Genomic DNA, 21,606 nt, shown 5'->3' with positions numbered 1-21,606 from the left:
CGTCGGACGGCCGGTCAGCCCTCGGCGGCCGTTGCCGGCTCCGCCTTGGTCCCGGGGTCCGCGGTCGCCTCCGCCGCTGCCTCCGCTGCCGCCGCCGCGGCGGCGGCGCGGGCTTGGCCCTTGCGGCGCGACCGCCTGCCGTAGAGAGCCGTCCATGTGCCGAGGGAGCCCAGCACGGCGTAGATCAGCACCGGGCTCAGGACCACCATGGTGTCGGTTCTGAGGGTGTACGACAGCACGACCCGGACCGCGGACTCGACGCAGTAGGCCACGCCCCAGACGGTCGTCATCGTCATCATGGCCTTGCGGAAGCCGTCGACGTGCCACAGGCCGTTCCACCAGGCGGTGCTCGCCTCGGTGCCGTCGGTGGCGAACTTGCGCCCCAGGTAGAACATCAGGGGGCGCGGTGCCAGCAGCGTCGCCAGGCACAGCACACCGAACAGCCCGGTGACGCATGAGTCCTTGATCAGCAGTGCGCGGGCCGAGTGCGCGCCGACGGTCGACACCACGGCCGTGATCACGATGAACACCAGGGTGACAATGGCGAGTTCATCGAGACGGCGGCGCCAGGCGAGATGGACGGCGCCGTCGACCACCGGCCAGGCGCTGCTGATCAGCAGCGCGGCGAATTCGCTGTAGCCGTGGTCGCGCAGTGCGTTGTACGTGACGATCGGTGCGACGACATTGAGGCTGAGCGTGACGACCCAGCCGAGAATGGCGGCCTTCTTGGACCGGGCGGGCGCTTTGGGCCGCTCGCCGGTCTGCGGTGCCCCCGTATCCGGTGCGCTCTCGGCGCCTTGCGTGGTCGAGTCCTGAGTGAGCACGGTTCCCCTGTAAGTGTGCCTGGTGATGCTGTGCGTGGTGGTGCGAGAAAAGAGAAACGTAAATCAGGCATGTCGTAAGAGGACAGGGCTCGGACGCCAAATGTCGCCGGTGGTTTGAGAAGTCACAGTCCATTGCGCTGAGTGGCCCTGAGAAAAGCCCTTTGCGAACACCATCCGGTTAACGGCAGTTTCCGGTGTGTACGGTGTGCTGGAAAATCCGGCCGCTCCTGCTGATAGCAGGTCATTGCGGGGCTTCTCCTCACACCAGGCGTCCAGATGGCTCAACGGGCGACCGTCCCGACGAGCTCGGCGGTCGCGTCCCACAGCCGCCCGGCCATGGCCGGGTCGAGCCCGGCCTTGCCCGGACGGCGGATGGTCGGCGAGCCCCGGAAGCCGCCCGGGCCGTCCGGCCCGATGTAGGAGTTGCCGGGGACGTCCTGGGTGGCGGCGTAGAGCAGCGACAGTGCTCCGCGCTCCGGGTCGTTGGTGAGGAAGGTGAGCCGGTTGATGACGTTCGACCGGGAGTGGGACGCCAGCGCGGTGCGGGCGATCCCCGGGCTGGCGAGCACCGAGCGGACCGGGCTGCCCGCGGCGGTCAGCCGGCGCTGGAGCTCCAGCGAGAACAGGACGACGGCGAGCTTCGACGCCTGGTAGGCCCGCATCCCGTTGTGCTTGCGCGTCCGCCAGTCGAGGTCGGTCAGATCGATCCTGCTCTGCTTGTGCAGCTCGCTGGTGACGTGCACCACGCGGTCGGTGATGTGCTCGAGCAGCAGGGTGGTCAGCAGAAAGGGGCCGGTGTGGTTGGTGGTGGTCTGAAGGTCGAGGCCGTCGGCGGTGCGCGCGGCGGGGATGTCCATCACACCGGCGTTGTTGATCAGGATGTCGATGTCGCCGGACCAGGAGGCGCCGGACCAGGAGGCGGCGAAGGCGCGCACCGAGGTCAGATCGGACACGTCGAGCGGCCGGATGTCGAAGGTGCCTGGCAGGTCGGCGACGGCCCGGCGGGCCTTGTCGGTGTCGCGTACCCCCAGCACCACGCGGGCACCGGCCCGAGCCAGTTCACGCGCCGTGATCAGGCCGAGGCCACGGCCGGCGCCGGTGATCACCACCGTACGACCGGTCATCTCCGGGAGGTCGTTCGCTGTCCAACTGGCCGTCGTGCAACGGGTCATGGTCCTGGCTCCGCGGTTCGAGGTTGCGAGGTTGCGAGGTTCGGGGTTCGGGATTCGGGGTTTGGGGCGACCGGTGATCGCGACGACAGTGAACTCGCCGCACCACGGGCACCGGAAGGACATGCGGAACCACTGAATGGCAGGTCGTGGTTGAGCCGCGCCGCATGGTCAACGATGGGGACCATGGACCATACGTTTGACCGCTCGTCCCTGGGTGCCTTCCTGCGCACCCGGCGTACGGCGCTGCAACCGGAGGACGTCGGACTGCGCCGCGGCCAACGCCGACGCGCCCCGGGCCTGCGACGCGAGGAGGTGGCGGAGCTGTGCACCATGTCCGCCGACTACTTCGCCCGGCTGGAGCGGGGCGACGGGCCGCAGCCTTCGGAGCAGATGATCGCGGCCATCGCGCGCGGCCTGCGGCTGACCCCGGATGAACGCGATCATCTGTTCCTCCTCGCCGGGTATCGCACCGCCCGCCGCGACCTGCGGCTTCAGCATGTGAGCCCCGGGCTGATGCGGGTCATGGACGGCTTGGCCGGCACCACCGCTCAGGTCATGGGCCCGTTGGGCGAGACACTGGTGCAGACGCCGTCCGCGGTGGCACTGCTCGGCGACCAGACCCAGTACACCGGCAATGCCCGCAGCGCGACCTACCGTTGGTTCACCGATCCGGCCGCCCGTGAGCGGTACCACCCCGAGGAGCACGACCACAACAGCCGGACCAACGCCGCCCTGCTGCGCGCGTCCGCCACCCGGGACGGCCCCGGCTCCCCCGCGGCGGACCTGGTGGACGCCCTGCTGAGCGCCAGTGACGAGTTCGCCCGGTTGTGGGAGCGCCACGAGGTGGGCCTGCGGTGGAGCGAGACCAAGCGATTCGTCCATCCCCAGGTGGGACAGCTCGACCTCTACTGCCAACTCCTGCTCGAGCCTGACCAGGGCCAGTCGCTTCTCATCTTCACCGCCACGCCGGGCACGGAGAGCCGCGAGAAACTCGACCTGCTCACCGTGCTGGGCACCGACCAGTTCACCGGCGGTGGCCCGAGCCTGCTCGGCAGTCTGGTTGGAGCGGATGGCAGTCCACACCGAACCGCCGGCGGCGGGTGGTGACGGGCGCTCGGTTAACGCCTCGGAGCGGCGGTTCTCGGCCAGCTTTGGTCCGTACCTGTAAGTGATCTCTTCCGGAGACGAACCTGTGGGCGTCAACGTCCTTGATCCCCCGTCACGGAAGGATCTGCCTCATGTGGTACCGACGGATCAGACGGACCGCGGCGCGTGGTGCCAGAGCGCGCGGCGCCGGAGCGCGCGGCGTCCGCGCCCTCACGGCCGGATGCGTCCTCGCCGCCCTCGGGTTGGCGGCGGGCCCCGCTCCCGGCGCCCTCGCCGCCCCCGCGGAGCGCGTCCCAACCGCCGTGGCCGCCCCGGCTCCTGACGCCACGGCCCAGACCGTCACCCACACCGTCACCCTGGTCACCGGCGAGCGCGTGACGCTCGGCGCGGACGGGAGCGTCGTGGTGGCGCCACGGCCGGGAGCGGAGGCGGACTATGTCACCCGCCGCTTGGACAACGATGTCTTCGTCATTCCGCTGACCGCGCTGCCGTATCTGGGCCGCACCCTGGACCCCGCGCTGTTCAACGTCTCCGCCCTCGCCGAGGCCGGGGTGACCACCACCCCGGTACGGGTCGAGGCCAAGGGCGGCGCCACGGCGCCGCGTTCGGGTCCCGCCTTCGGCGCGGCGCTGGCGAAGCAGGTCGGCGCCGAGGCGGCGGAGGGCTCGGTCGGTGACCGCCCGCTGTTCGGTGGCGTCACCTCCGTCGTACCGGCGGTCGCCACGGCCGGTGGACGGGCCGCCGCACGTCCGGCCGCGGGGGCGGACCACGCGCGGGCCGACCACGCGCGGGCCGACCACTCGGTGGCGGACCAAACCGTGAAGGTCACCGTGCTCGGTATGGACGGCAAGCCCCTCCCGGGCACCACGCCGTTCGCCCTGGCCAACGTCGATGACGCCACCCGCTACAGCGAGCCGTCCCTCGATGCTGTCGACGGCGAGGCGAAGGCCGAGGTGCCCGCGGGCCGCTACAGCGCCATGGTCTCCGCCCCGACCTTCGACGGCGCGGGCGAGTCGACCGGCGTCCGCATGGCCACCGCCGAGTTCACCGTCCCCGACGGCGCCGCCGGGACCGATGTCGTGCTCGACCTGCGCAAGGCCACCGAGCGGGTCACCTTCTCGACCCCGCGCCCGGCCGAGGAGCACCAGCTGATCCTCCACTACCTGCGCGACGACACCAAGGGTGAGGTGGCGGTCAACGGCGGCGTCGGCGTCTCCAGCGGCGCGCCCGTCTACGTACAGCCCTCCAGCCGCCCCGTCACCACCGGCGATCTGCGCTTCAACGTCTACACCCACCGCAAGGCGCCCGCGGACGCGGCCACGCCCTACTCCTACGACCTCAAGCTGGCCAACCCCGCCGGTGTGATCGCGAAGAACCAGCACTACAAGGTGAGCGGACGCCAACTGGCCACCGTGCGGACCAACTACCACAGCGATACGCCGGGCCGCGCCCAGGAGGTCGCACGCCTGATGTATCTGCCGTACGAATCGAGCGGCGAGGCGCTGTCCGAGCCGTTCAAGACGCCGGCGCGGCGGATCGAGTACGTGGGCGGCTCGGCGGGCGCCTCCTACCACGACTGGCTCAAGGCCGGGGAGCGGCGCTTCGTGTCCGAGAAGCAGACCCTGCGGCCCGGCCGGACCACTACGGTCGACTGGCTGCGCGGCCCGCTCGCCCCGGGCTTCACCGAGCCCGCGCGGGGCGCCGCGGAGGACGAGGCGTGGTACTGCGCGGCGTGCCGCAAGGGCGACGCCCTCACCTTCTCCCCGGCCACGGTCATGGACTCCGCCGGCCACCACGCCCTCGCGTTCCCGTCCGACATCACCTCCTCGCACTTCGCGGTGGTCTCCGGCGACACGACCCTGTACGAGGGCGACGGCGTCTCCGGTGGCGTCCTGACCGTGCCGCCGGGGAAGGCCCCGTACACGGTGGTGTACGACCAGACCAGGACGAACGGCGAGTTCCACCAGTCGCTGACCACGCACACCGAGTGGACCTTCTCCTCGGGCCACTCGGGTGCCCAGACCGTGCCGGACAACTGGACCTGTGTCTCGGAGGCGGGCGAGTACGACGGGCCCGCCGAGTGCTCGGCGCTGCCGGTCGTCGTCCCGCACTACCGGCTCGACGCGGCGCTGGACGGCACCAGCCCGGCCGGTGACGACCACCTCGTCGTCGGCTTCGGGCACGCACCGGGCGCGGCGGCCGCGCCCGCGGTCACCAGGGCGAAGGTCGAGGTGTCCTTCGACGGCGGCGAGCGGTGGACGGCGGCGGCCGTCGCGGCGCTCGGCAAGGGCCGGTTCCGCGCGGACTGGACCACACCGGCCCCGGCGGCGGGCCGGGACGCCTCGCTACGCGTCACCGGGACGGACGCGGCGGGCAACAGCGTGACGCAGACGGTGAAGACCGCCTTCACGGTGACCCCGACCCACGCCTAGGACGCCTGCGGCGGGCGTTCCCCTCCCCACCCCTCCCCAAAACCGGGGCTCCGCCCCGGACCCCGGATGGGGGCTCCGCCCCGGGCCTGACCCCGGATCCGGGGCTCCGCCCCTTCCCGCAGCATCCATGCGGCTCCGCCGCGTGGTGGGGCTCCGCCCCAGGTCTCGGGGTCCAGGGGCGGAGCCCCTGGTTGTGGGAAGGGGCGGGGAGGGGAAAGGCCCGCCGGGCGGTCAGTCCACGTCGTCCTTTGCCCACCGCCCGGTCACCGTGCCGATGGCCGCCACCGCGCGCCGCATCCGTGGGTCGCTCGCGCGCACCGAGCGCGCGAACTCGATGTGCAGGAACGGCACATGGTCGGTGGCGGCCCTGCGGCCCTGGACATTGTCGCGCCCCTCCAGGGGGCAGCTGCGGACCCAGGCGCGGCAGACGGAGAAGTGCCGTGCGGTCAGTGCGGTCGCGAGGCGGCGGGCGTCCGGGCGGCCTGCCCGGCCCTTGCCGGTGGAGGCGACGACGTCCCGGCCCGGCGCGGAGTCGTCGGCGAAGCCGTGGATCTGGACGCCCGGCAGACCGCGCCGGGCGAGCTCGTCGCAGACCGCGTCGAAGACCGAGTCCGTGCGGTGGGCGGCGTCGGCGGCATCGTCGTCCCCGGCCCTGCGGTGGGCGCCCGCGAGCACCAGGACGCCGCCGGGGGAGTCCAGGAGTACGCGCGCGCCGAGCCGTTCGGTGTCCGCGTCGGAGACCGGGTGCGGCACCTGGACCGACCAGCGGACGGGCGCGGAGAGGTCCACATAGACCCGGGCCCAGCCGCGCGGGTCGGGGCCGTCCGCGGTGCGGTCGGACAGCTCGGCGTAGCGGCGGCCGGTGCCGGTGTCGGTGTCGGTGTCGGTGAGCGTACGGAGCCGGAAGCCGACGTCGGCGAGGAGCGGGCGGGCGCGGTCCGGGTGTCCGTCGAGGACCAGGCCCACCGCGTCCGCGACGTCCCGGCGTTCGGCGCGGCGCGGCTCCCGGTAGTCGGCGTCGGGGGCGAGCCCGGCCGTGAAGTCGGTGATCCTGCGCTCCAGCGGGACCTTGAGGGCCCGCACGCCGTCCGACGCGCGGCTGTTGTCGTCTCCACCCCACCAGGCGATCGTATTCGTGCTCAATCCCGCCACGAGCAGGCCGAACGCAACCGTGACGGCCGCCACGATGATCGCCCTCGCTCGTACCTTCGCCATGACCGCCTCATCGTAACCGCCCGCTTTACAAGGGCATATCGGGATGAGACGGGCGAAGGATGACGTCCCAGTGAACGACCGGCAAAGAATGCAAGAGCGCGTTTGCCCAGTCTTGGTCAGGACCAAACAGGTTTTCTCGTTTTTTCTTTAAGATGTGCAACCCTTTGATCCGTCTGGCTGTCTGACGGTCCGGATCGCACTCGAGTGCGCTCTGTGTGGTGTGAGTTGCATGAGAGGAGCCCATCCGTGGCCGCTTCGCGTTCGAAGCGGCGGCACAAGGTCCGCCGAAGGGCCGACATGTCGCTTGTGGGAGGTATTCGTCCCCCCATAGCCGTGCTGTCGGTTCTGCTTCTCTCCCTCGCGGGGATCACCGCCCTCACCCTGGGCAAACCGGACAACGCCCTGGTCCCCAAGGCGGTCCTGACCTCGCAGCAGTACGTCGCCGAGGACGGCGCCATCGCCCTGCGGGCGTCGCTCGACGAGTCGGTCACCGACCTCATCGGCACCGCGACCCTCTTCAACGAGGGCAAGCCGGTCTCCGCCGACACCGTCCTGGACAAGGTCGGCGAGGTCTACCAGAAGTGGCGTGGCACCGCCGTCATCGAGATCAAGTCGGGCAAGATGCTCGCCGCCCGCGGCGAGAACGTGCCGCTGACCGCGATCGATCTCAGCAAGCTCTCCCGCGGTGACGGGCTGGCCCCGCGCATGGTCCGCCTGGAGAACGGCCAGACCCGGCTGATCATCCCCGCCCTGCTGTCCTGGAAGGGCCGGCCGCAGCAACTGCTCGTCGCCTCGAGCACCCTCAGCTTCCCCGGCGTCGACCTCGGCCCGGGCCGCGCCATCGGCGTCGTCGACTCCACCGGCCGGCTGCTCTCCAGCCACGGCGCCCTGGACGGCGAGCGGGCCAGGAAGCAGCTCGCCTCCTTCGCCGAGACCGCCGCGCGCAAGGGCCGGCAGCACCCCATCAAGGCCAAGGAGCCCGGCGCGGGCGGCTACACCGGCGTCAGCGGCCACCTCACCGGGGGCGCCGCCGAGGACGTCCGCACCGTCGGTGGCTACGCCACGCTCACCCCGCCCCAGCCCGGTGAGCCCACCACCGCCAGCAGCCTCGGGCTGACCGTCGTCACCGAGGTCGACGTCTCCGCCAAGGTCTCCCAGATCACCCGCCCCGCCTTCGGCGTGGCCGCCGCCGGCGCCCTGCTGCTCATCGGCGGGCTCGCGGTGATGGTGCTGCTGGGCACCGTGCAGCGCCCGCTGATCCGGCTGTTCCTGGAGAGCCGCCGCCTCACCCGCGGCGACCTCGCCCGACCGGTGAGCGTGCCCAGGGCCGGCGAGGCGGCCCGGGTGGGCGCCGCCCTCGAGCGGCTGCGCCGCCAGCTCCAGGGCGAGCCCGCCGACGCCCCGGGCCCGGCCGTGCGCAAGGGCCTGGGCGCCCGCGCCCTGCTCGCCGTCTGCGCCGTCCTGCTGCTCGTCTGGTCGGTCCCGCTGATGCTGGTGCTCAACCGCGCCGACTCCTCCGTCAAGGTCCCGGTCCAGCTCGTCCACGACCAGAAGTCCCGCACCGTCACCCTCAGCGACCGGGTACGCCGCGCGCTCAACGAGGGCCACGCCGACCTCTCCGCGGTCGCCGCCCTGATCGGGGACCGCACCACGCCCGAGGACATGAAGAAGGTCCTGGAGCGCACCATGCAGGACCACGACCGCTACCAGTCGATATACGTCCTCGGCGCCGACGGCGAGATCCTCGCGCGGGCCGGTGACGGCCCCCACCACGAGGACGGAAAGGGCCCCTCGAAGCAGGCCATCGAGGTGACCGGCGAGGGCGGCAAGAAGCCCGTGGTCACCGCGACCGCCAAGGCGCCCAGCCGGGGCGGCGCCGCCGTCGTCGGCGAGTTCCGCATTGAGTTCGTCAACGCGCTGCTGGGCCGTCAGGGCATGGGCGAGGTCCGCGTCGTGGACGCCAAGGGCCGGGTCATCGGCGGCGACTCCGGCTACATCGCCTTCGAGAAGGCGCCCTCGCACATGAGCTCGCTGCTCGCCGCCAAGCAGGCCGGCGCCACCGTCCAGCGCGGCGGCACGGTACGGGTCGCGGCCGTCGCGCCGTTCAGCGGCGGCGGCGCGGCCAAGTCGCTCCAGTGGAGCCTGGCCAGCTGGCAGCCCGCCTCGGGCCTGGCGATCCCCGAGTACAGCCTCCAGAACCGGACCGTGCTGGCCGGGCTGCTGGGGCTGACCGCCGCGGCCGCCTGCCTGGGCTGGCTGCACATCGTCGTCGTACGGCCCCTGCGCGCCCTGGCCGGACAGGCCGAGGCGCTCGCCGCGGGCGACCGCAAGACCGTGCTGTTCCCACGCCACCACGACGAGGTCGGCGCCGTGGTCCGCAGCCTGGAGCTGATCCGGCAGCAGCTCCAGGGGCAGCCCCGCAAACGGGACGGCGGCAGCCGGACCCCCGCCGGCGTCGGAAGGAACTGAGGCCCCACCGTGCTCTTCCTCTACACCGTGCTCGTGGTGTGCGAGGCCGTTCTGCTGATCGCCGGCATCGTCGAACAGCGGCGGCACCAGACCAACCTCGACGTGATCCCCACCCGGGTCCTGGTCAACGGCATCCGCGGCAAGTCCTCCATCACCCGGCTGTGCGCGGGCGCCCTGCGTGGCGGCGGGCTGACCACCGTGGCCAAGACCACCGGTACGGCGGCCCGTTTCATCCACCCGGACGCCACCGAGGAGCCCGTCTACCGCAAGTTCGGCATCGCCAACGTGGTCGAGCAGATCGGCATCGTGCGCCGCGCCGCCGCCTACAACCCGGACGCGCTCGTCATCGAGTGCATGGCGGTCATGCCGGCGCTCCAGGAGATCAACCAGTCCAAGCTGATCCGCTCCACCATCGGCGTGCTGTGCAACGTCCGTGAGGACCACCTGGCCGAGATGGGCCCCACGCTGGACGACGTGGCGCGCTCGCTGTGCCGGTCCATGCCGGAGAACGGCATCTGCGTCACCGCCGAGCAGGACCGGTTCGACATCCTCCAGGAGGAGGCGGACGCCCGGAACTGCCAATTGATCTACGCCGACCCCAAGACGGTCAGCGACGAGGAGCTGCGCGGCTTCAGCTGGTTCACCTTCAAGGAGAACGTGGCCATCGCGCTCACCGTCGCGGAGCTGGTGGGCGTCGACCGCGCGACCGCCCTCCAGGGCATGTACGACGCCCCGCCGGACCCCGGCGTCCTCTCCGTCGAGCGCTACGCCACCGAGGACGGCAAGAAGCTGCGCTTCGCCAACGTCTTCGCGGCCAACGACCCCGAGTCGACGCTGATGAACATCAACCAGCTGCTCGACCTCGGCGCCATCCACCGCCCGCTCAATGTGGTCATCAACTGCCGCCCCGACCGGGTCGAGCGCAACGGCCAGATGGGCGAGATCATCCCCGACCTCGACCCCGAGCAGGTCTTCGTCATCGGCCACCCGGCCAAGTCCGCCATCGACGCCATCCCGGCCCAGTACCGGGACCGCGCGGTCGACCTCGGCGGCGACCGCCGGGATCCCGAGGAGTTCATGGCCGAGCTGCTCGGCCGCCTCGGCCCCGACTCCTCCCTGGTCGCCATCGGCAACATCCACGGCCAGGGCGAGATCCTCCTGGAGCACCTCGCCGAGCTGCCGCCCGACGAGAGCGCCGATGACACCCCGGCGGCACCGGCGGAGTCGGCGCCCGGCGAGCGCCATGTCGAGTACGTGGACACGGTCCAGCTGTACGCGCCCCGCCTGGACCCGTACCAGGGCTACCCGGAGGCGTACGAGACCCGGTACGCCCCGGTGCACGTACCCGCTCAGCGCACCCCCGAGCGGCCGTACCCGCGGACGGCACCCGACCAGGGCTCCCGGGAGCCCTGGCCCGCCGTCGTACCGGCTCCGGACGCCCCGCGGCACCCCGACGCCCCGCAGCCCCGCGGCCTGTTCGAGCCGCGCGTCCCGCCCGCCCCGCCCGCCGACGACTCCCAGCAGTGGCAGAACCCAGGAGAGCAGCACCGTTGATCCCCTCCGTCCTCACCCCTGAGATCGCCGCCATCGGCATCGCGATCGGGCTGCTCTTCTCGCTGGTCTGCTACCTGACCACCAACCTCTCGCCCGGCGGCATGATCACCCCGGGCTGGCTGGCGCTGACCCTCGTCGAGGATCTCCAGCGGGCCGCGATGGTCGTCGGCGTCACGGTGCTCACCTATGTGGGCACGCTGCTGATGCAGAAGTACGTGATCCTCTACGGTAAGCGGCTCTTCGCCGCGGTCGTGCTGCTCGGCGTGACCCTCCAGGCGACCGTGATGATCATCCTGTCGATCGAGTTCCCGCTGATGTACGCGAACCAGACCCTCGGCTTCATCGTCCCGGGCCTGATCGCCTACCAGCTGGTCCGCCAGCCGCGGGGGGCCACCCTGCTGTCCACCGGGTCGGTGACGCTGATGGCCTATGTCGTCCTCACCGCCGGAATCCTCCTCGGCGTCATGCCGTCCGCCTGACCCACCACCGGAGCCGATCCCATGCCACCGAAGAAGAAACGCCCCGTACTGCACGCCGTCACCGTGCTCGCGCTGCTCGGCGCCAGCGGCTATCTGACCGTGGAGCTCAGGAAGGACGAGCAGGACAAGACGCCCGCTACCCAGGCCGTCGTCGACGAGCCGAACCTGGAGAACGGCACCGGCCAGCAGAGCGGCAAGCAGACCTGGGAGCGGCTGAAGAACCCCGCCCGCACCATCCTGCGCGGCGACAACGGCCAGATTCTCGCCACCTTCACCGACCACGCCCGCACCGCCACCCTGCGCGGCCCCTCCCGCACCTTCAGCGAGCCCGCCAACACCAAGTCCAAGGTGATCACCGAGGACTGGGTGCGGCTGATGCCGGAGCCGTGGGCCGAGGGCGCCGAGAAGGAGCAGTGGTTCAAGGACTGGTTCAAGGAGAACTACGGCAGCAAGAAGGAGGACCTCTTCGCGATCGCCTTCCAGTACGTGACCGGTGCGCCGGTCAAGAAGGACGCCCAGGGCATCCCGTACGCGGGCGACGCGGTCTTCGGGCCGTTCAAACCGGACGGCGTGGACCGTCTCGAGCAGAACGACTTCTACGACTACCTGGGCATTTCCTACACCTTCCGCAACGGCACCACGTTGGCCGCGCGCAAGGAGCGCTACCGGGCACTGGACTGCTCCGGCTTCATCCGCATGGTCATGGGCTACCGGGCCCGCTACCCCCTGATGGCGAGCAACACCCTCGGCGACGGCCTGCCGCGCACCGCCAACGGCATGGCACGCTCCAAGGTCGGCGTCGATGTGATCAAGATCCAGGGCCCTGGCCCCTGGTACACCCGGCCCACCAACATCGATGTCCTCCAACCCGGTGACCTGCTGTTCTTCAAGATGGATCACCGCACCGGCGACCATATGGACCATGTCGCCCTCTACCTGGGCCTGGACACCGACGGCCACCGCGTGTTCGTCTCCAGCCGCAAGGAGCAGAACGGCCCCACCATCGGCGACAACGGCGGTGTCTCCCGCATCGACGGCAACGGCTTCTACGCCGGGCTCTTCCGCAGCGCCAAGCGCCTCTGAGGGGCTAGTGGGAAAATCGGGCTGAATCAGGGCAAAAATTTTACGCGCGGCGCTAGACTTTAACGGCTCGTTTCCTTGTAGCGTTCGCGTTAGTGCGGGTAGGTTCTGCGGCATGACCGCATCCCAGACTCCGACCACTGCCGAGGAGCTGCGCGGTGCCGGCCTGCGGGTGACGGCCGCCCGGGTCGCCTTGCTGGAGACCGTCCGGGACGGTGATCACCTCGGGGTCGAGGCGATCGCCTCCGGGGTGCGCGACCGTGTCGGCCACATCTCCCTCCAGGCCGTGTACGAGGCCCTTCACGCGATGACCGCGGCGGGCCTCGTACGCCGCATCGAACCGGCCGGCAACCCGGCCCGGTTCGAAGGACGCGTCGGGGACAACCACCACCACGTCGTATGCCGGGCGTGTGGTGCCGTCGCCGATGTCGACTGCGCCGCTGGTGAGGCACCCTGCCTGACCGCGTCCGATGACCACGGCTTCGCCGTCGACGAGGCCGAGGTCATCTACTGGGGCCAGTGCCCCGACTGTTCCACCGCCACTAGTTCCTGAGCACCATGATCCGCCCTAGCGTGGAAGGATTTCCATGTCCGAGAACCATGAGGCAATCGTCGTAGACCCGAAGACAGAGGAAGCGGGAGGCTGCCCGGTCGCGCACGGGCGCGCTCCCCACCCCACGCAGGGCGGCGGCAACCGTCAGTGGTGGCCGGACCGGCTCAATCTGAAGATCCTCGCCAAGAACCCCCCGGCGGCGAACCCGCTGGGTGAGGAGTTCGACTACGCCGAGGCGTTCCAGGCCCTCGACCTCGCGGCGGTGAAGCGGGACATCGCCGAGGTGCTGACCACCTCGCAGGACTGGTGGCCGGCCGACTTCGGCAACTACGGCCCGCTGATGATCCGTATGGCCTGGCACAGCGCCGGCACCTACCGCATCAGCGACGGCCGCGGCGGCGCCGGTGCCGGTCAGCAGCGCTTCGCCCCGCTCAACAGCTGGCCGGACAACGCCAGCCTCGACAAGGCCCGCCGGCTCCTGTGGCCGGTCAAGAAGAAGTACGGCCAGTCCATCTCCTGGGCCGACCTCATGGTCCTCACCGGCAATGTCGCCTTGGAGACGATGGGCTTTGAAACCTTCGGCTTCGGCGGCGGCCGTGCCGACGTCTGGGAGGCCGAGGAGGACGTCTACTGGGGCCCGGAGACCACCTGGCTCGGCGATGAGCGCTACACCGGCGACCGCGAGCTGGAGAACCCGCTCGGCGCGGTCCAGATGGGTCTGATCTACGTCAACCCGGAGGGCCCCAACGGCAACCCGGACCCGATCGCCGCGGCCCGCGACATCCGTGAGACCTTCCGCCGGATGGCGATGAACGACGAGGAGACCGTCGCCCTCATCGCCGGTGGCCACACCTTCGGCAAGACCCACGGCGCGGGCCCCGCGGACGCCGTCGGCCCGGACCCGGAGGCCGCTCCGATGGAGCAGCTGGGCCTCGGCTGGAAGAGCACCCACGGCACCGGCGCGGGCAAGGACGCCATCACCAGTGGCCTCGAGGTCACCTGGACCACCACCCCCACCCAGTGGAGCAACGGGTTCTTCAAGAACCTCTTCGAGTACGAGTACGAGCTCACCAAGAGCCCGGCCGGCGCCAACCAGTGGGTGGCCAAGGACGCCCCGGAGATCGTCCCGGACGCCTTCGACCCGAACAAGAAGCGGCGCCCGACGATGCTCACCACGGACCTCTCGCTGAAGCTGGACCCGATCTACGGGCCGATCTCCCGCCGGTTCTACGAGAACCCGCAGGAGTTCGCGGACGCCTTCGCCCGCGCCTGGTACAAGCTGACCCACCGCGACATGGGCCCGAAGTCGCTGTACCTCGGCCCGGAGGTCCCGGAGGAGACCCTGCTGTGGCAGGACCCGCTGCCCGAGGCCGAGGGTGAGGCCATCGACGCCGCCGACGTCACGGCGCTCAAGGCCAAGATCCTCGACTCCGGTCTGACCGTCTCGCAGCTGGTCGGCACCGCGTGGGCGTCCGCCGCCTCCTTCCGCGGCAGCGACAAGCGCGGTGGCGCCAACGGCGCCCGGATCCGCCTGGAGCCGCAGCGCGGCTGGGAGGTCAACAACCCGGACGAGCTCGCGCAGGTCCTGCACACCCTGGAGGCCATCCAGGGCGAGTTCAACTCCGGAGCCAAGAAGGTCTCCCTGGCCGACCTGATCGTCCTCGGTGGCTCCGCCGCCGTGGAGAAGGCCGCCAAGGACGCCGGTGTCGACGTCGAGGTGGCCTTCGCCCCGGGCCGTGTCGACGCGGGCGACGAGCACACCGACGCCGAGTCGTTCGCCGCGCTGGAGCCGACGTACGACGGGTTCCGCAACTACGTCGGCAAGGGCAACCGCCTCCCCGCCGAGTACCTGCTGCTGGACCGGGCGAACCTGCTCACCCTGAGCGCCCCCGAGATGACCGTCCTGGTCGGCGGGTTGCGCGTGCTGGGCGCGAACCACAACGGGTCCAAGCACGGCGTCTTCACCGAGACCCCGGGCAAGCTCACCAACGACTTCTTCGTCAACCTGCTCGACCTGGGCACGACCTGGAAGTCCACGTCCGAGGACCAGACCACGTTCGAGGGCCGTGACGCCTCGGGCGCGGTCAAGTGGACCGGCACCCGTGCCGACCTCGTCTTCGGCTCCAACTCCGAGCTGCGCGCCCTCGCGGAGGTCTACGCGAGCGACGACGCCAAGGAGAAGTTCGTGCACGACTTCGTCGCGGCGTGGGTCAAGGTCATGAACCTGGACCGGTTCGACCTCGTCTGATCCGCTCCGAGCACCCCGTCCAGGCCGGTCCGTACGGACCGGCCTGGACGTCTTTTGGCCCAAAGGCCCGCCCCGGCAGGGCCGATGGACACGCTTTGCCATCTCTTTACAACGCGCCGCGCCGCTGCCTCGTCTCTCCGCTCGATCCGTAACCCAGCCCGCCGAACGGCCGGGCGGACCGACGAAAGAGAGCGACTCCATGCGCCGCACTGTCCTCAGCGCGATGACACTCGCGTGCACCGCCGTACTGGCGACCACCGTGCCCGCGTTCGCCGACGACGCGACCACCCCCGCCCCCCGCCGCACCGCCGCGGCCTCCGCAAGCCCGGTCCCGAGCCAGGCACCGGCCCGCACGCCCTCCTCCGCCGCCCCGGCCCCGAGGGAGGAACCGGCCCAGAAGCGGGACCGCGGCCAGGTCGCCGTCGTGCCGAAGGGCGCGCCGAACACCGGAGTGACGGCCGAGTCCTCCGGGCCGTCCGGGACCGAGGGCGCGCTGATCGGCGGGGGCGCCGCCGCGGTGCTCGCCGCGGGCGGCGCGGCGGTCCTGGTCGTCCGGCGCCGGCGGGCGACCGGGGCATGACCCCGTTCTCCAGGCGCGCCTTCGCCACCGCGGCGATGGTCTCGCTGCTCGCGGGCTGCGGCGGCCACCCGGCCCGGCGGACCACGGCCGCACCGCACTCCGGGAGGAGGCCGCCGCCGACCCCCGTGCGGGCGGCGCGGCCCCTTGGGCGTTCGGTCCCGGTCGGGCTGCGGATCCCGGCCATCGGCGTCGACACCCCGGTCATCCGGCTGGGGCTGGCGCCGGACGGAAGCGTGGCGGTCCCGCCGGTCACGGCCCACGACCGCGCGGGCTGGTACCGGCACTCGCCGACACCGGGGCAGCTCGGCCCGTCGGTCGTCCTCGGCCATGTCACGGTCGGCGCCTACGGCGACGGGGTCTTCCGTCACCTGGCGCGGCTGCGCCGGGGCGACCGGATCGAGGCGCGCCTGGAGAACGGCACGGCGGCACGGTTCGCCGTCAGCGCCGTACGGACCGTCGCCAAGGCGGACTTCCCGGCGGACGAGGTCTACGGGAACGTGGACCGCCCGGAGTTGCGGCTGATCACTTGTGGCGGCCCGCGCTCCGGCGACGGCTACCTCGACAACGTGATCGTCTTCGCCACGCTGACATCCGCTTCGCCACGCTGACGTCGGCAGGACCCTGACCCACCCCCGGATCCCGGGCCCACGGAACCCACACCGGCGGCCCGGGATCCTTCTCCACGAATGCCATCACGACCATGGAGTGCGTTGAAACGGTCCCGTGACAGGGCGGCGTCCGAGCTGTTCGCCGCCCTCTACCCGCGCCTGGCCGGCTGGTGCCGCCGTCTCGTCGACGACGACGAGACGGCCCATGAGATCGCTTCCGAGGCGTTCACCCGGCTCTGGGCCCGCTGGACGTCCGTGGAGGAGCCCCGTGGCTTCCTCTACGTCACCGCGGCCAATCTCGTCCGGGACCACTGGCGCAAGGTGGAGCGCGAGCGCAGGGCCATGCGCCGTGCCACCACGGAAGCCGCCGTCCGCCCGCACACCGAACAGTCCGACCCGTCGGTGCGCCTGCTCGTGCAGTCGCTGCCGGAACGGCTGCGCGTCCCGATCCTGCTGCACTACTACGCTGACATGCCGATCCGGGAGGTGTCCGTACTGACCGGGCGCAAGGAAGGAACCGTCAAGGCCGACCTCCACGCGGCCCGGGAACTGCTCCGCGTCCACCTGAGGAGAAGCCTTGACCCCACGCTTTGAGGACGGCCCGGGGCACAACGGCCCGGAGCCGGAGCACATCGGCCCCGAACGGGACCCCGACGACCCCCTCGCGGTGATCCTGCGGCCCCCCTCCGACTACCTCGGCCCGCCGCCCGGGCGGTACGAGGCGATCCGCCGTGCCGCGACCCGCCGCAAGCTGCTCCGCACCGCGGCCGGGGTCGGGGCGTCCTGCGCCGTGGCCGCCCTCATCGCGCTGCCGCTCCGCGCGGCGTCGCCCGAGCCACCCGCGCGCCCGACGGTCCCGCTCGCCCCGCCCCCCGCGACCGGCCGTACGACGCCCCCGCTCCCGTCGGCCTCCGGCGACCCCTCGGCGTCGCCCATCCCCTCGGCGCCGTCCGAGTCCGCCGGTCAGCGCCCCGGCCGCGGGCCCGGGAGCGAGACGTCAAGACCCCGGGACGGCGCGAAGGTGCCCACCCGCGGCCGGTCGGCGGCGCCGAGCTCCTCGGAGCGGGTCGTGCCGTCGGGGGTCCGGAGGGACACCGAGACCACCCCGGGAACGGCCCGTCGGCCGTAGGCGGCCCCGGCCGCCCACGGCCCTGCCGCTTAAGCCTTCGAACCGATGCCGGTCAGCGACCGCACCTCCATCTCCGCCTGCTTCTTGGGGTCCGCGGGCTCCTTGCTGAAGACCGTGCCGAGGAAGCCGCAGAGGAAGGAGAGCGGAATGGACACCAGGCCGGGGTTGGTGAGCGGGAACCAGTGGAAGTCCACACCCTTGATGATGGACGTGGAACTGCCCGAGATGGCCGGGGAGAAGATGATGAGCACCAGGCCGGACACCAGCCCGCCGTAGATGCTCCACAGCGTCCCGGTCGTGTTGAAACGCTTCCAGAACAGCGTGTAGAGGATCGTCGGCAGATTGGCGGACGCGGCGAGCGCCAGGGCCAGCGACACCAGGAACGCGACGTTCTGGCCGTTGGTCAGGATGCCGCCGAGGATGGCCAGGAAGCCGATCACGAGCGCCGTCAGACGGGCGACCCGGATCTCGGACCGCGGATCGGCCTTTCCGCTCCGGATCACATTGGCGTACACGTCATGGGCGAACGAGGCCGAGGCGGCCAGGGTCAGCCCGGCCACCACCGCCAGGATCGTCGCGAAGGCCACCGCGGAGACGATGCCCAGGAGCATCGCACCGCCGATCTCGAAGGCGAGCAGGGGAGCGGCGGAGTTCTCGCCGCCGGGCGCGTTCACGATCTTGTCCGAACCGACCAGCGCGGTCGCGCCGTACCCGACGAGCAGGATCGACAGATAGAAGATGAACATCGACCAGGAGCACCACACCACCGAGCGCCGGGCCTCCTTGGCGTCCGGCACGGTGTAGAAGCGCATCAGCACGTGCGGCAGGCTGGAGATGCCGAGGACCAGCGCCAGGGAGAGCGAGACGAAGTCGAGCTGGTCCATCGCATTGCTGCCGTACCAGCCGCCCGGGTTGAGCAGGTCGCCGCCCAGCGGGCTGTTCTGGGACGCCTGGTCGAGGATCGCCGAGAGGCTGAACCCGAACTTGCCGAGCAGGAACACGCTCATGAAGGTCACGCAGATCAGCAGCAGGCCCGCCTTGATGATCTGCACCCAGGTGGTGCCCTTCATGCCGCCCACCAGGACGTAGAAGACCATCACGAGGCCGACGCCGGTGATGATGAGGGCCTGCCCGCCCTTGCTGTGCACATTAAGCAGCAGGGCGATCAGACCACCCGCGCCGGCCATCTGGGCGAGCATGTAGAAGAAGGTGATCACCAGGGTGGCGTTGGCCGCCGCGGCGCGCACCGGGCGCTGCTTCATGCGGTAGGCCATCACATCGCCGACCGTGAACCGCCCGGTGTTGCGGAGCCGTTCACCGACCAGCAGCAGGGCGACCAGCCAGGCCACCAGCCACCCCACGGAGTAGAGGAACCCGTCGTAGCCGTGGACGGCGATCGCTCCCGAGATGCCGAGGAAGGAGGCGGCGGAGAGGAAGTCGCCGGAGAGGGCGATGCCGTTCTGGACGCCGCTGAAGGCGCTGCCCGCGGCGTAGTAGTCGGAGGTGGTCGAATTTCTGTTGGTGGCCTTGTAGACGATGAACAGCGTGATGACGACGAAAGCGAAGAAGACGCTCAGGTTGATCATCGGGCTGCCGGTCGTGCGGGCTGCGATCTGCACTGTCATTCCTTGCCGACTCCCGCCAGCTCGTGGATCGTGTCCACCTGGGGATCAAGTTTCTTGCGCGCGAAGCGCCGGTATGTCAGGACGATCACCATGGTCGTCACGAACTGAAGCAGACCGAAAACGGTGCCGGTGTTGACCGCGCCGAACAGCTTGCGGCTCATGAAGTCGTGGTCGTAGGCCGAGAAGAGAACGAAGGTCATATACCAGCACAAGAAGAACGCGCTCATCGGGAAGATGAACCAGAGCAGTCTTTTGCGCAGGAGTTTGAACTCCGGGCTCTGCTGGATCGCCTCGAAGTCGGGCTCCCCGATGTCGTCACCGCGATCGGCGAACCCCGTTCCGGTGGCCCGCTCGGATGGCGAGGAAGCGGGCGGTCGCACCGATTTATTCATGGTTTTCTCCGGGGTTTTTCTGACGAAAACGTCGGTTCGGGGGTGCCCGCGCTCGGGCGTCAGGGGAGGGCAACCGGCGGGCCCTTGACGCGGCAAGTGTAGTAAGGCGCCGGACGCAGTCAACGTGGCACCCTGCTCCTCACCGGGGCAGATTGGCACATGTCAGGGTGTGCATCCGGCTTCGGTGCCATCTCGAATATGGTGGGAGAGGTCGCTGAACCAGTACTTTGTCTCACCTTCCCGTGTTGTCCATTTTGACGTGGTGTCAGGTTGACAACGGGTGTCCAGGGTTGCGCCTTGAGGACATTTCGGCACCCGGCGTTGTGTCCCAAGTGTCGCCACTGGTAGAACCTCACCGGGTAGAACGTCCCATCGTGCGCGAGCATGAGTGCGGTGAGCATGTCGTCTGGGCAGCGCGTCTGCCATGGGCATATGACGGCAGCTCCCGGCTCGCCACTCCCTCCCCCGAGGTGTTTGGATGGGTCAAGGAATGCAGTCTGCGGGGGTGTTCCCAAGAAGCCGGAGGTAGGTTGATCTGTGGGTTTCCTCGACCGCTCTCGCATCGTCGCAGGCCCGGGCTGGAATCGTTGGCTGATTCCGCCGGCAGCGCTTGCGATCCACTTCTCCATCGGCCAGGCGTATGCCTGGAGTGTCTTTAAGATACCCCTGGAAGATTCCCTAGACATCTCGGGAACGGCTAGCGCCCTTCCGTTCCAGATCGGCATTCTGGTACTCGGGCTCTCCGCCGCGTTCGGGGGAACGCTGGTAGAGCGAAAAGGGCCGCGCTGGGCCATGTTCGTGGCGCTCGTGGCCTTCTCGACCGGCTTCCTCATCGCCGCGCTCGGCGTCGCCACCCGCAATTACTGGCTGGTCGTTCTCGGCTACGGCGGCATCGGCGGAGTCGGCCTCGGTATCGGGTACATCGCACCCGTGTCCACCTTGATGAAGTGGTTCCCGGACCGGCCGGGCATGGCCACCGGTACGGCGATCATGGGTTTCGGCGGTGGCGCGCTGATCGCCTCTCCCTGGTCGACGGAGATGCTCAAGGCGTTCGGCAGTGACACCAGCGGCATCGCCAAGACGTTCCTGGTGCACGGCCTGGCCTACGCCGTGTTCATGTCGCTGGGCGTGGTGCTGGTGAGGGTGCCGCCCGAGGGCTGGCGGCCGGCCGGCTGGACACCCCGCGTCGACGCGGGCAAGCGGCTTGTCACCACCGCGAACGTATCGGCCAGGAACGCGGTGCGGACGCCGCAGTTCTGGCTGCTCTGGGTCGTGCTGTGCATGAACGTTACTGCGGGTATCGGGATCCTGGAGAAGGCCGCCCCGATGATCCAGGACTTCTTCCACGACACCGAGAGTCCGGTGAGCGCGAGCGCCGCCACCGGGTTTGTCGCGCTGCTGTCCCTGGCCAACATGGCCGGTCGCTTCGTATGGTCCTCGGTCTCCGACGTGGTCGGCCGGAAGAACATCTACCGGCTGTACCTGGGCGCCGGAGCCCTGCTCTACCTCACCATCATGCTCGAGAAGGACAGCAGCACCGCGCTGTTCGTCGCCTCGACGATGGTGATCCTGTCGTTCTACGGCGGCGGCTTCGCCACCGTTCCGGCCTATCTCAAGGACCTGTTCGGCACCTACCAGGTCGGCGCGATCCACGGCCGGCTGCTGACCGCGTGGTCGGTCGCCGGAGTCGCCGGACCTCTCATCGTGGATTCCATCGCGGATTCCGCGCATGAGGACGGGCGTTCCGGCCCGGCTCTCTACACCTTCTCGTTCTCGCTGATGATGGGTCTGCTCGTCATCGGCTTCATCGCGAACGAGCTGGTACGTCCGGTGAATCCGAAGTTCCATGAGCCGGAGCCGGCGGTCCGGGAGGAGTCGGCACCCCCGGAGGAAACCCCCGATCCCATTCCGGCAGAGAGGCGGTAGACCGGTGACTGACGCAGACGTCCCTTCGTCGAACGCGACCAAGGCGGGTTCCCCCGTGGTGATGGTCGTGGCATGGCTGTGGGTGACGGTGCCGTTTCTGTACGGCCTCTATCAACTGGCGGAGAAAAGCAGCAAGTTGTTCGAGTAAAGGCAGGCGCGCCGGCTCATCGCCGAAGCGATGGGGCGGCGCGCCGCCGGGCGTTCGACTTTCCC

19 protein-coding genes are annotated in these 21,606 nt (G+C 70.3%); 14 read left to right on the top strand and 5 right to left on the bottom strand.

Going from position 1 to position 21,606, the window contains the following annotated elements; all coding sequences use genetic code 11:
* Nucleotides 1-14: 14 nt before the first annotated feature.
* Both ACT2CW_RS08165 and ACT2CW_RS08160 read right to left on the bottom strand, forming a co-directional pair.
* Nucleotides 15-824 carry a VC0807 family protein gene (locus tag ACT2CW_RS08165; RefSeq protein WP_445516068.1) on the bottom strand — a complete coding sequence of 270 codons (810 nt, stop codon included), beginning with the start codon at nucleotides 822-824 and terminating at the stop codon, nucleotides 15-17.
* Between the two features lie 281 nt (nucleotides 825-1,105).
* Nucleotides 1,106-1,996 (bottom strand): SDR family NAD(P)-dependent oxidoreductase, encoded by an 891-nt coding sequence (locus ACT2CW_RS08160; RefSeq protein WP_445516067.1) that lies wholly within the window; start codon nucleotides 1,994-1,996, stop codon nucleotides 1,106-1,108.
* Between the two features lie 183 nt (nucleotides 1,997-2,179).
* On the opposite strand from ACT2CW_RS08160, the gene ACT2CW_RS08155 reads away from it, so the two are divergent.
* Nucleotides 2,180-3,103 carry a helix-turn-helix transcriptional regulator gene (locus ACT2CW_RS08155; protein WP_445516066.1) on the top strand — a complete coding sequence of 308 codons (924 nt, stop codon included), beginning with the start codon at nucleotides 2,180-2,182 and terminating at the stop codon, nucleotides 3,101-3,103.
* Nucleotides 3,104-3,234: 131 nt separating this feature from the next.
* Entirely contained in the window at nucleotides 3,235-5,535 is a 2,301-nt protein-coding gene (locus ACT2CW_RS08150; protein WP_445516065.1) for a hypothetical protein, read from the top strand.
* A gap of 231 nt (nucleotides 5,536-5,766) precedes the next feature.
* Here ACT2CW_RS08150 and ACT2CW_RS08145 read toward each other — a convergent pair whose 3' ends face one another.
* A complete protein-coding gene (locus ACT2CW_RS08145) occupies nucleotides 5,767-6,750 on the bottom strand; it encodes a hypothetical protein (protein ID WP_445516064.1) in 984 nt (327 codons plus the stop codon).
* A 297-nt stretch (nucleotides 6,751-7,047) separates the two neighbouring features.
* Between ACT2CW_RS08145 and ACT2CW_RS08140 the strand changes: the two genes are divergently transcribed.
* The 10 genes from ACT2CW_RS08140 (at nucleotide 7,048) to ACT2CW_RS08095 (ending at nucleotide 17,450) form a co-directional block, all read left to right on the top strand.
* Nucleotides 7,048-9,219, top strand: coding sequence for a HAMP domain-containing protein (locus ACT2CW_RS08140; RefSeq protein WP_445516063.1), 2,172 nt, complete (start codon nucleotides 7,048-7,050; stop codon nucleotides 9,217-9,219).
* A gap of 9 nt (nucleotides 9,220-9,228) precedes the next feature.
* A complete protein-coding gene (pgsB, locus tag ACT2CW_RS08135) occupies nucleotides 9,229-10,773 on the top strand; it encodes a poly-gamma-glutamate synthase PgsB (protein WP_445516062.1) in 1,545 nt (514 codons plus the stop codon).
* Nucleotides 10,770-11,252, top strand: a complete 483-nt coding sequence (locus ACT2CW_RS08130) for a poly-gamma-glutamate biosynthesis protein PgsC/CapC (protein ID WP_020866790.1) — start codon at nucleotides 10,770-10,772, stop codon at nucleotides 11,250-11,252. Before pgsB ends, ACT2CW_RS08130 begins: the two co-directional genes overlap by 4 nt.
* Before the next feature lie 21 nt (nucleotides 11,253-11,273).
* A complete protein-coding gene (locus ACT2CW_RS08125) occupies nucleotides 11,274-12,335 on the top strand; it encodes an NlpC/P60 family protein (RefSeq protein ID WP_164431849.1) in 1,062 nt (353 codons plus the stop codon).
* A 112-nt stretch (nucleotides 12,336-12,447) separates the two neighbouring features.
* Nucleotides 12,448-12,885, top strand: coding sequence for a Fur family transcriptional regulator (locus tag ACT2CW_RS08120; protein WP_164431851.1), 438 nt, complete (start codon nucleotides 12,448-12,450; stop codon nucleotides 12,883-12,885).
* A gap of 34 nt (nucleotides 12,886-12,919) precedes the next feature.
* A complete protein-coding gene (gene katG, locus ACT2CW_RS08115; RefSeq protein ID WP_445516061.1) occupies nucleotides 12,920-15,133 on the top strand; it encodes a catalase/peroxidase HPI in 2,214 nt (737 codons plus the stop codon).
* A gap of 199 nt (nucleotides 15,134-15,332) precedes the next feature.
* On the top strand, nucleotides 15,333-15,713 hold the full coding sequence (locus ACT2CW_RS08110; protein WP_445516060.1) for a sortase-dependent protein: 381 nt from the start codon (nucleotides 15,333-15,335) through the stop codon (nucleotides 15,711-15,713).
* Nucleotides 15,710-16,321, top strand: coding sequence for a class F sortase (locus tag ACT2CW_RS08105; RefSeq protein WP_445516059.1), 612 nt, complete (start codon nucleotides 15,710-15,712; stop codon nucleotides 16,319-16,321). Before ACT2CW_RS08110 ends, ACT2CW_RS08105 begins: the two co-directional genes overlap by 4 nt.
* Before the next feature lie 102 nt (nucleotides 16,322-16,423).
* Nucleotides 16,424-16,915, top strand: a complete 492-nt coding sequence (locus ACT2CW_RS08100; protein ID WP_020866784.1) for an RNA polymerase sigma factor — start codon at nucleotides 16,424-16,426, stop codon at nucleotides 16,913-16,915.
* Nucleotides 16,899-17,450, top strand: coding sequence for a hypothetical protein (locus ACT2CW_RS08095; RefSeq protein WP_445516058.1), 552 nt, complete (start codon nucleotides 16,899-16,901; stop codon nucleotides 17,448-17,450). Before ACT2CW_RS08100 ends, ACT2CW_RS08095 begins: the two co-directional genes overlap by 17 nt.
* 29 nt (nucleotides 17,451-17,479) lie before the next feature.
* Here ACT2CW_RS08095 and ACT2CW_RS08090 read toward each other — a convergent pair whose 3' ends face one another.
* Together ACT2CW_RS08090 and ACT2CW_RS08085 are read right to left on the bottom strand one after the other, a co-directional pair.
* Nucleotides 17,480-19,075, bottom strand: a complete 1,596-nt coding sequence (locus tag ACT2CW_RS08090) for a solute symporter family protein (protein WP_445516057.1) — start codon at nucleotides 19,073-19,075, stop codon at nucleotides 17,480-17,482.
* Entirely contained in the window at nucleotides 19,072-19,467 is a 396-nt protein-coding gene (locus ACT2CW_RS08085) for a DUF485 domain-containing protein (protein WP_445516056.1), read from the bottom strand. Before ACT2CW_RS08085 ends, ACT2CW_RS08090 begins: the two co-directional genes overlap by 4 nt.
* A 537-nt stretch (nucleotides 19,468-20,004) precedes the next feature.
* Between ACT2CW_RS08085 and ACT2CW_RS08080 the strand changes: the two genes are divergently transcribed.
* Both ACT2CW_RS08080 and ACT2CW_RS08075 read left to right on the top strand, forming a co-directional pair.
* A complete protein-coding gene (locus ACT2CW_RS08080) occupies nucleotides 20,005-21,393 on the top strand; it encodes an L-lactate MFS transporter (protein ID WP_445516055.1) in 1,389 nt (462 codons plus the stop codon).
* 4 nt (nucleotides 21,394-21,397) lie between these two features.
* On the top strand, nucleotides 21,398-21,541 hold the full coding sequence (locus ACT2CW_RS08075) for an MFS transporter small subunit (protein ID WP_171072770.1): 144 nt from the start codon (nucleotides 21,398-21,400) through the stop codon (nucleotides 21,539-21,541).
* Nucleotides 21,542-21,606: the final 65 nt, after the last annotated feature.

It is taken from the genome of Streptomyces sp. NEAU-174 (genome assembly GCF_052665095.1).
The sequence above is the reverse complement of the archived record's forward strand: the minus strand, read 5'-3'. Positions and strand labels throughout refer to the sequence as shown.

Excerpts from the sequence above, each read along its gene's own strand:
- ACT2CW_RS08110 (WP_445516060.1), top strand. The coding sequence starts at position 15,333 with ATGCGCCGCACTGTCCTCAGCGCGATGACACTCGCGTGCACCGCCGTA.
- ACT2CW_RS08160 (WP_445516067.1), bottom strand. The coding sequence starts at position 1,996 with ATGACCCGTTGCACGACGGCCAGTTGGACAGCGAACGACCTCCCGGAG.
- katG (WP_445516061.1), top strand. The coding sequence starts at position 12,920 with ATGTCCGAGAACCATGAGGCAATCGTCGTAGACCCGAAGACAGAGGAA.
- ACT2CW_RS08120 (WP_164431851.1), top strand. The coding sequence starts at position 12,448 with ATGACCGCATCCCAGACTCCGACCACTGCCGAGGAGCTGCGCGGTGCC.
- ACT2CW_RS08105 (WP_445516059.1), top strand. The coding sequence starts at position 15,710 with ATGACCCCGTTCTCCAGGCGCGCCTTCGCCACCGCGGCGATGGTCTCG.
- ACT2CW_RS08090 (WP_445516057.1), bottom strand. The coding sequence starts at position 19,075 with ATGACAGTGCAGATCGCAGCCCGCACGACCGGCAGCCCGATGATCAAC.
- ACT2CW_RS08150 (WP_445516065.1), top strand. The coding sequence starts at position 3,235 with ATGTGGTACCGACGGATCAGACGGACCGCGGCGCGTGGTGCCAGAGCG.
- ACT2CW_RS08155 (WP_445516066.1), top strand. The coding sequence starts at position 2,180 with ATGGACCATACGTTTGACCGCTCGTCCCTGGGTGCCTTCCTGCGCACC.
- ACT2CW_RS08085 (WP_445516056.1), bottom strand. The coding sequence starts at position 19,467 with ATGAATAAATCGGTGCGACCGCCCGCTTCCTCGCCATCCGAGCGGGCC.
- ACT2CW_RS08140 (WP_445516063.1), top strand. The coding sequence starts at position 7,048 with ATGTCGCTTGTGGGAGGTATTCGTCCCCCCATAGCCGTGCTGTCGGTT.
- ACT2CW_RS08145 (WP_445516064.1), bottom strand. The coding sequence starts at position 6,750 with ATGGCGAAGGTACGAGCGAGGGCGATCATCGTGGCGGCCGTCACGGTT.
- ACT2CW_RS08125 (WP_164431849.1), top strand. The coding sequence starts at position 11,274 with ATGCCACCGAAGAAGAAACGCCCCGTACTGCACGCCGTCACCGTGCTC.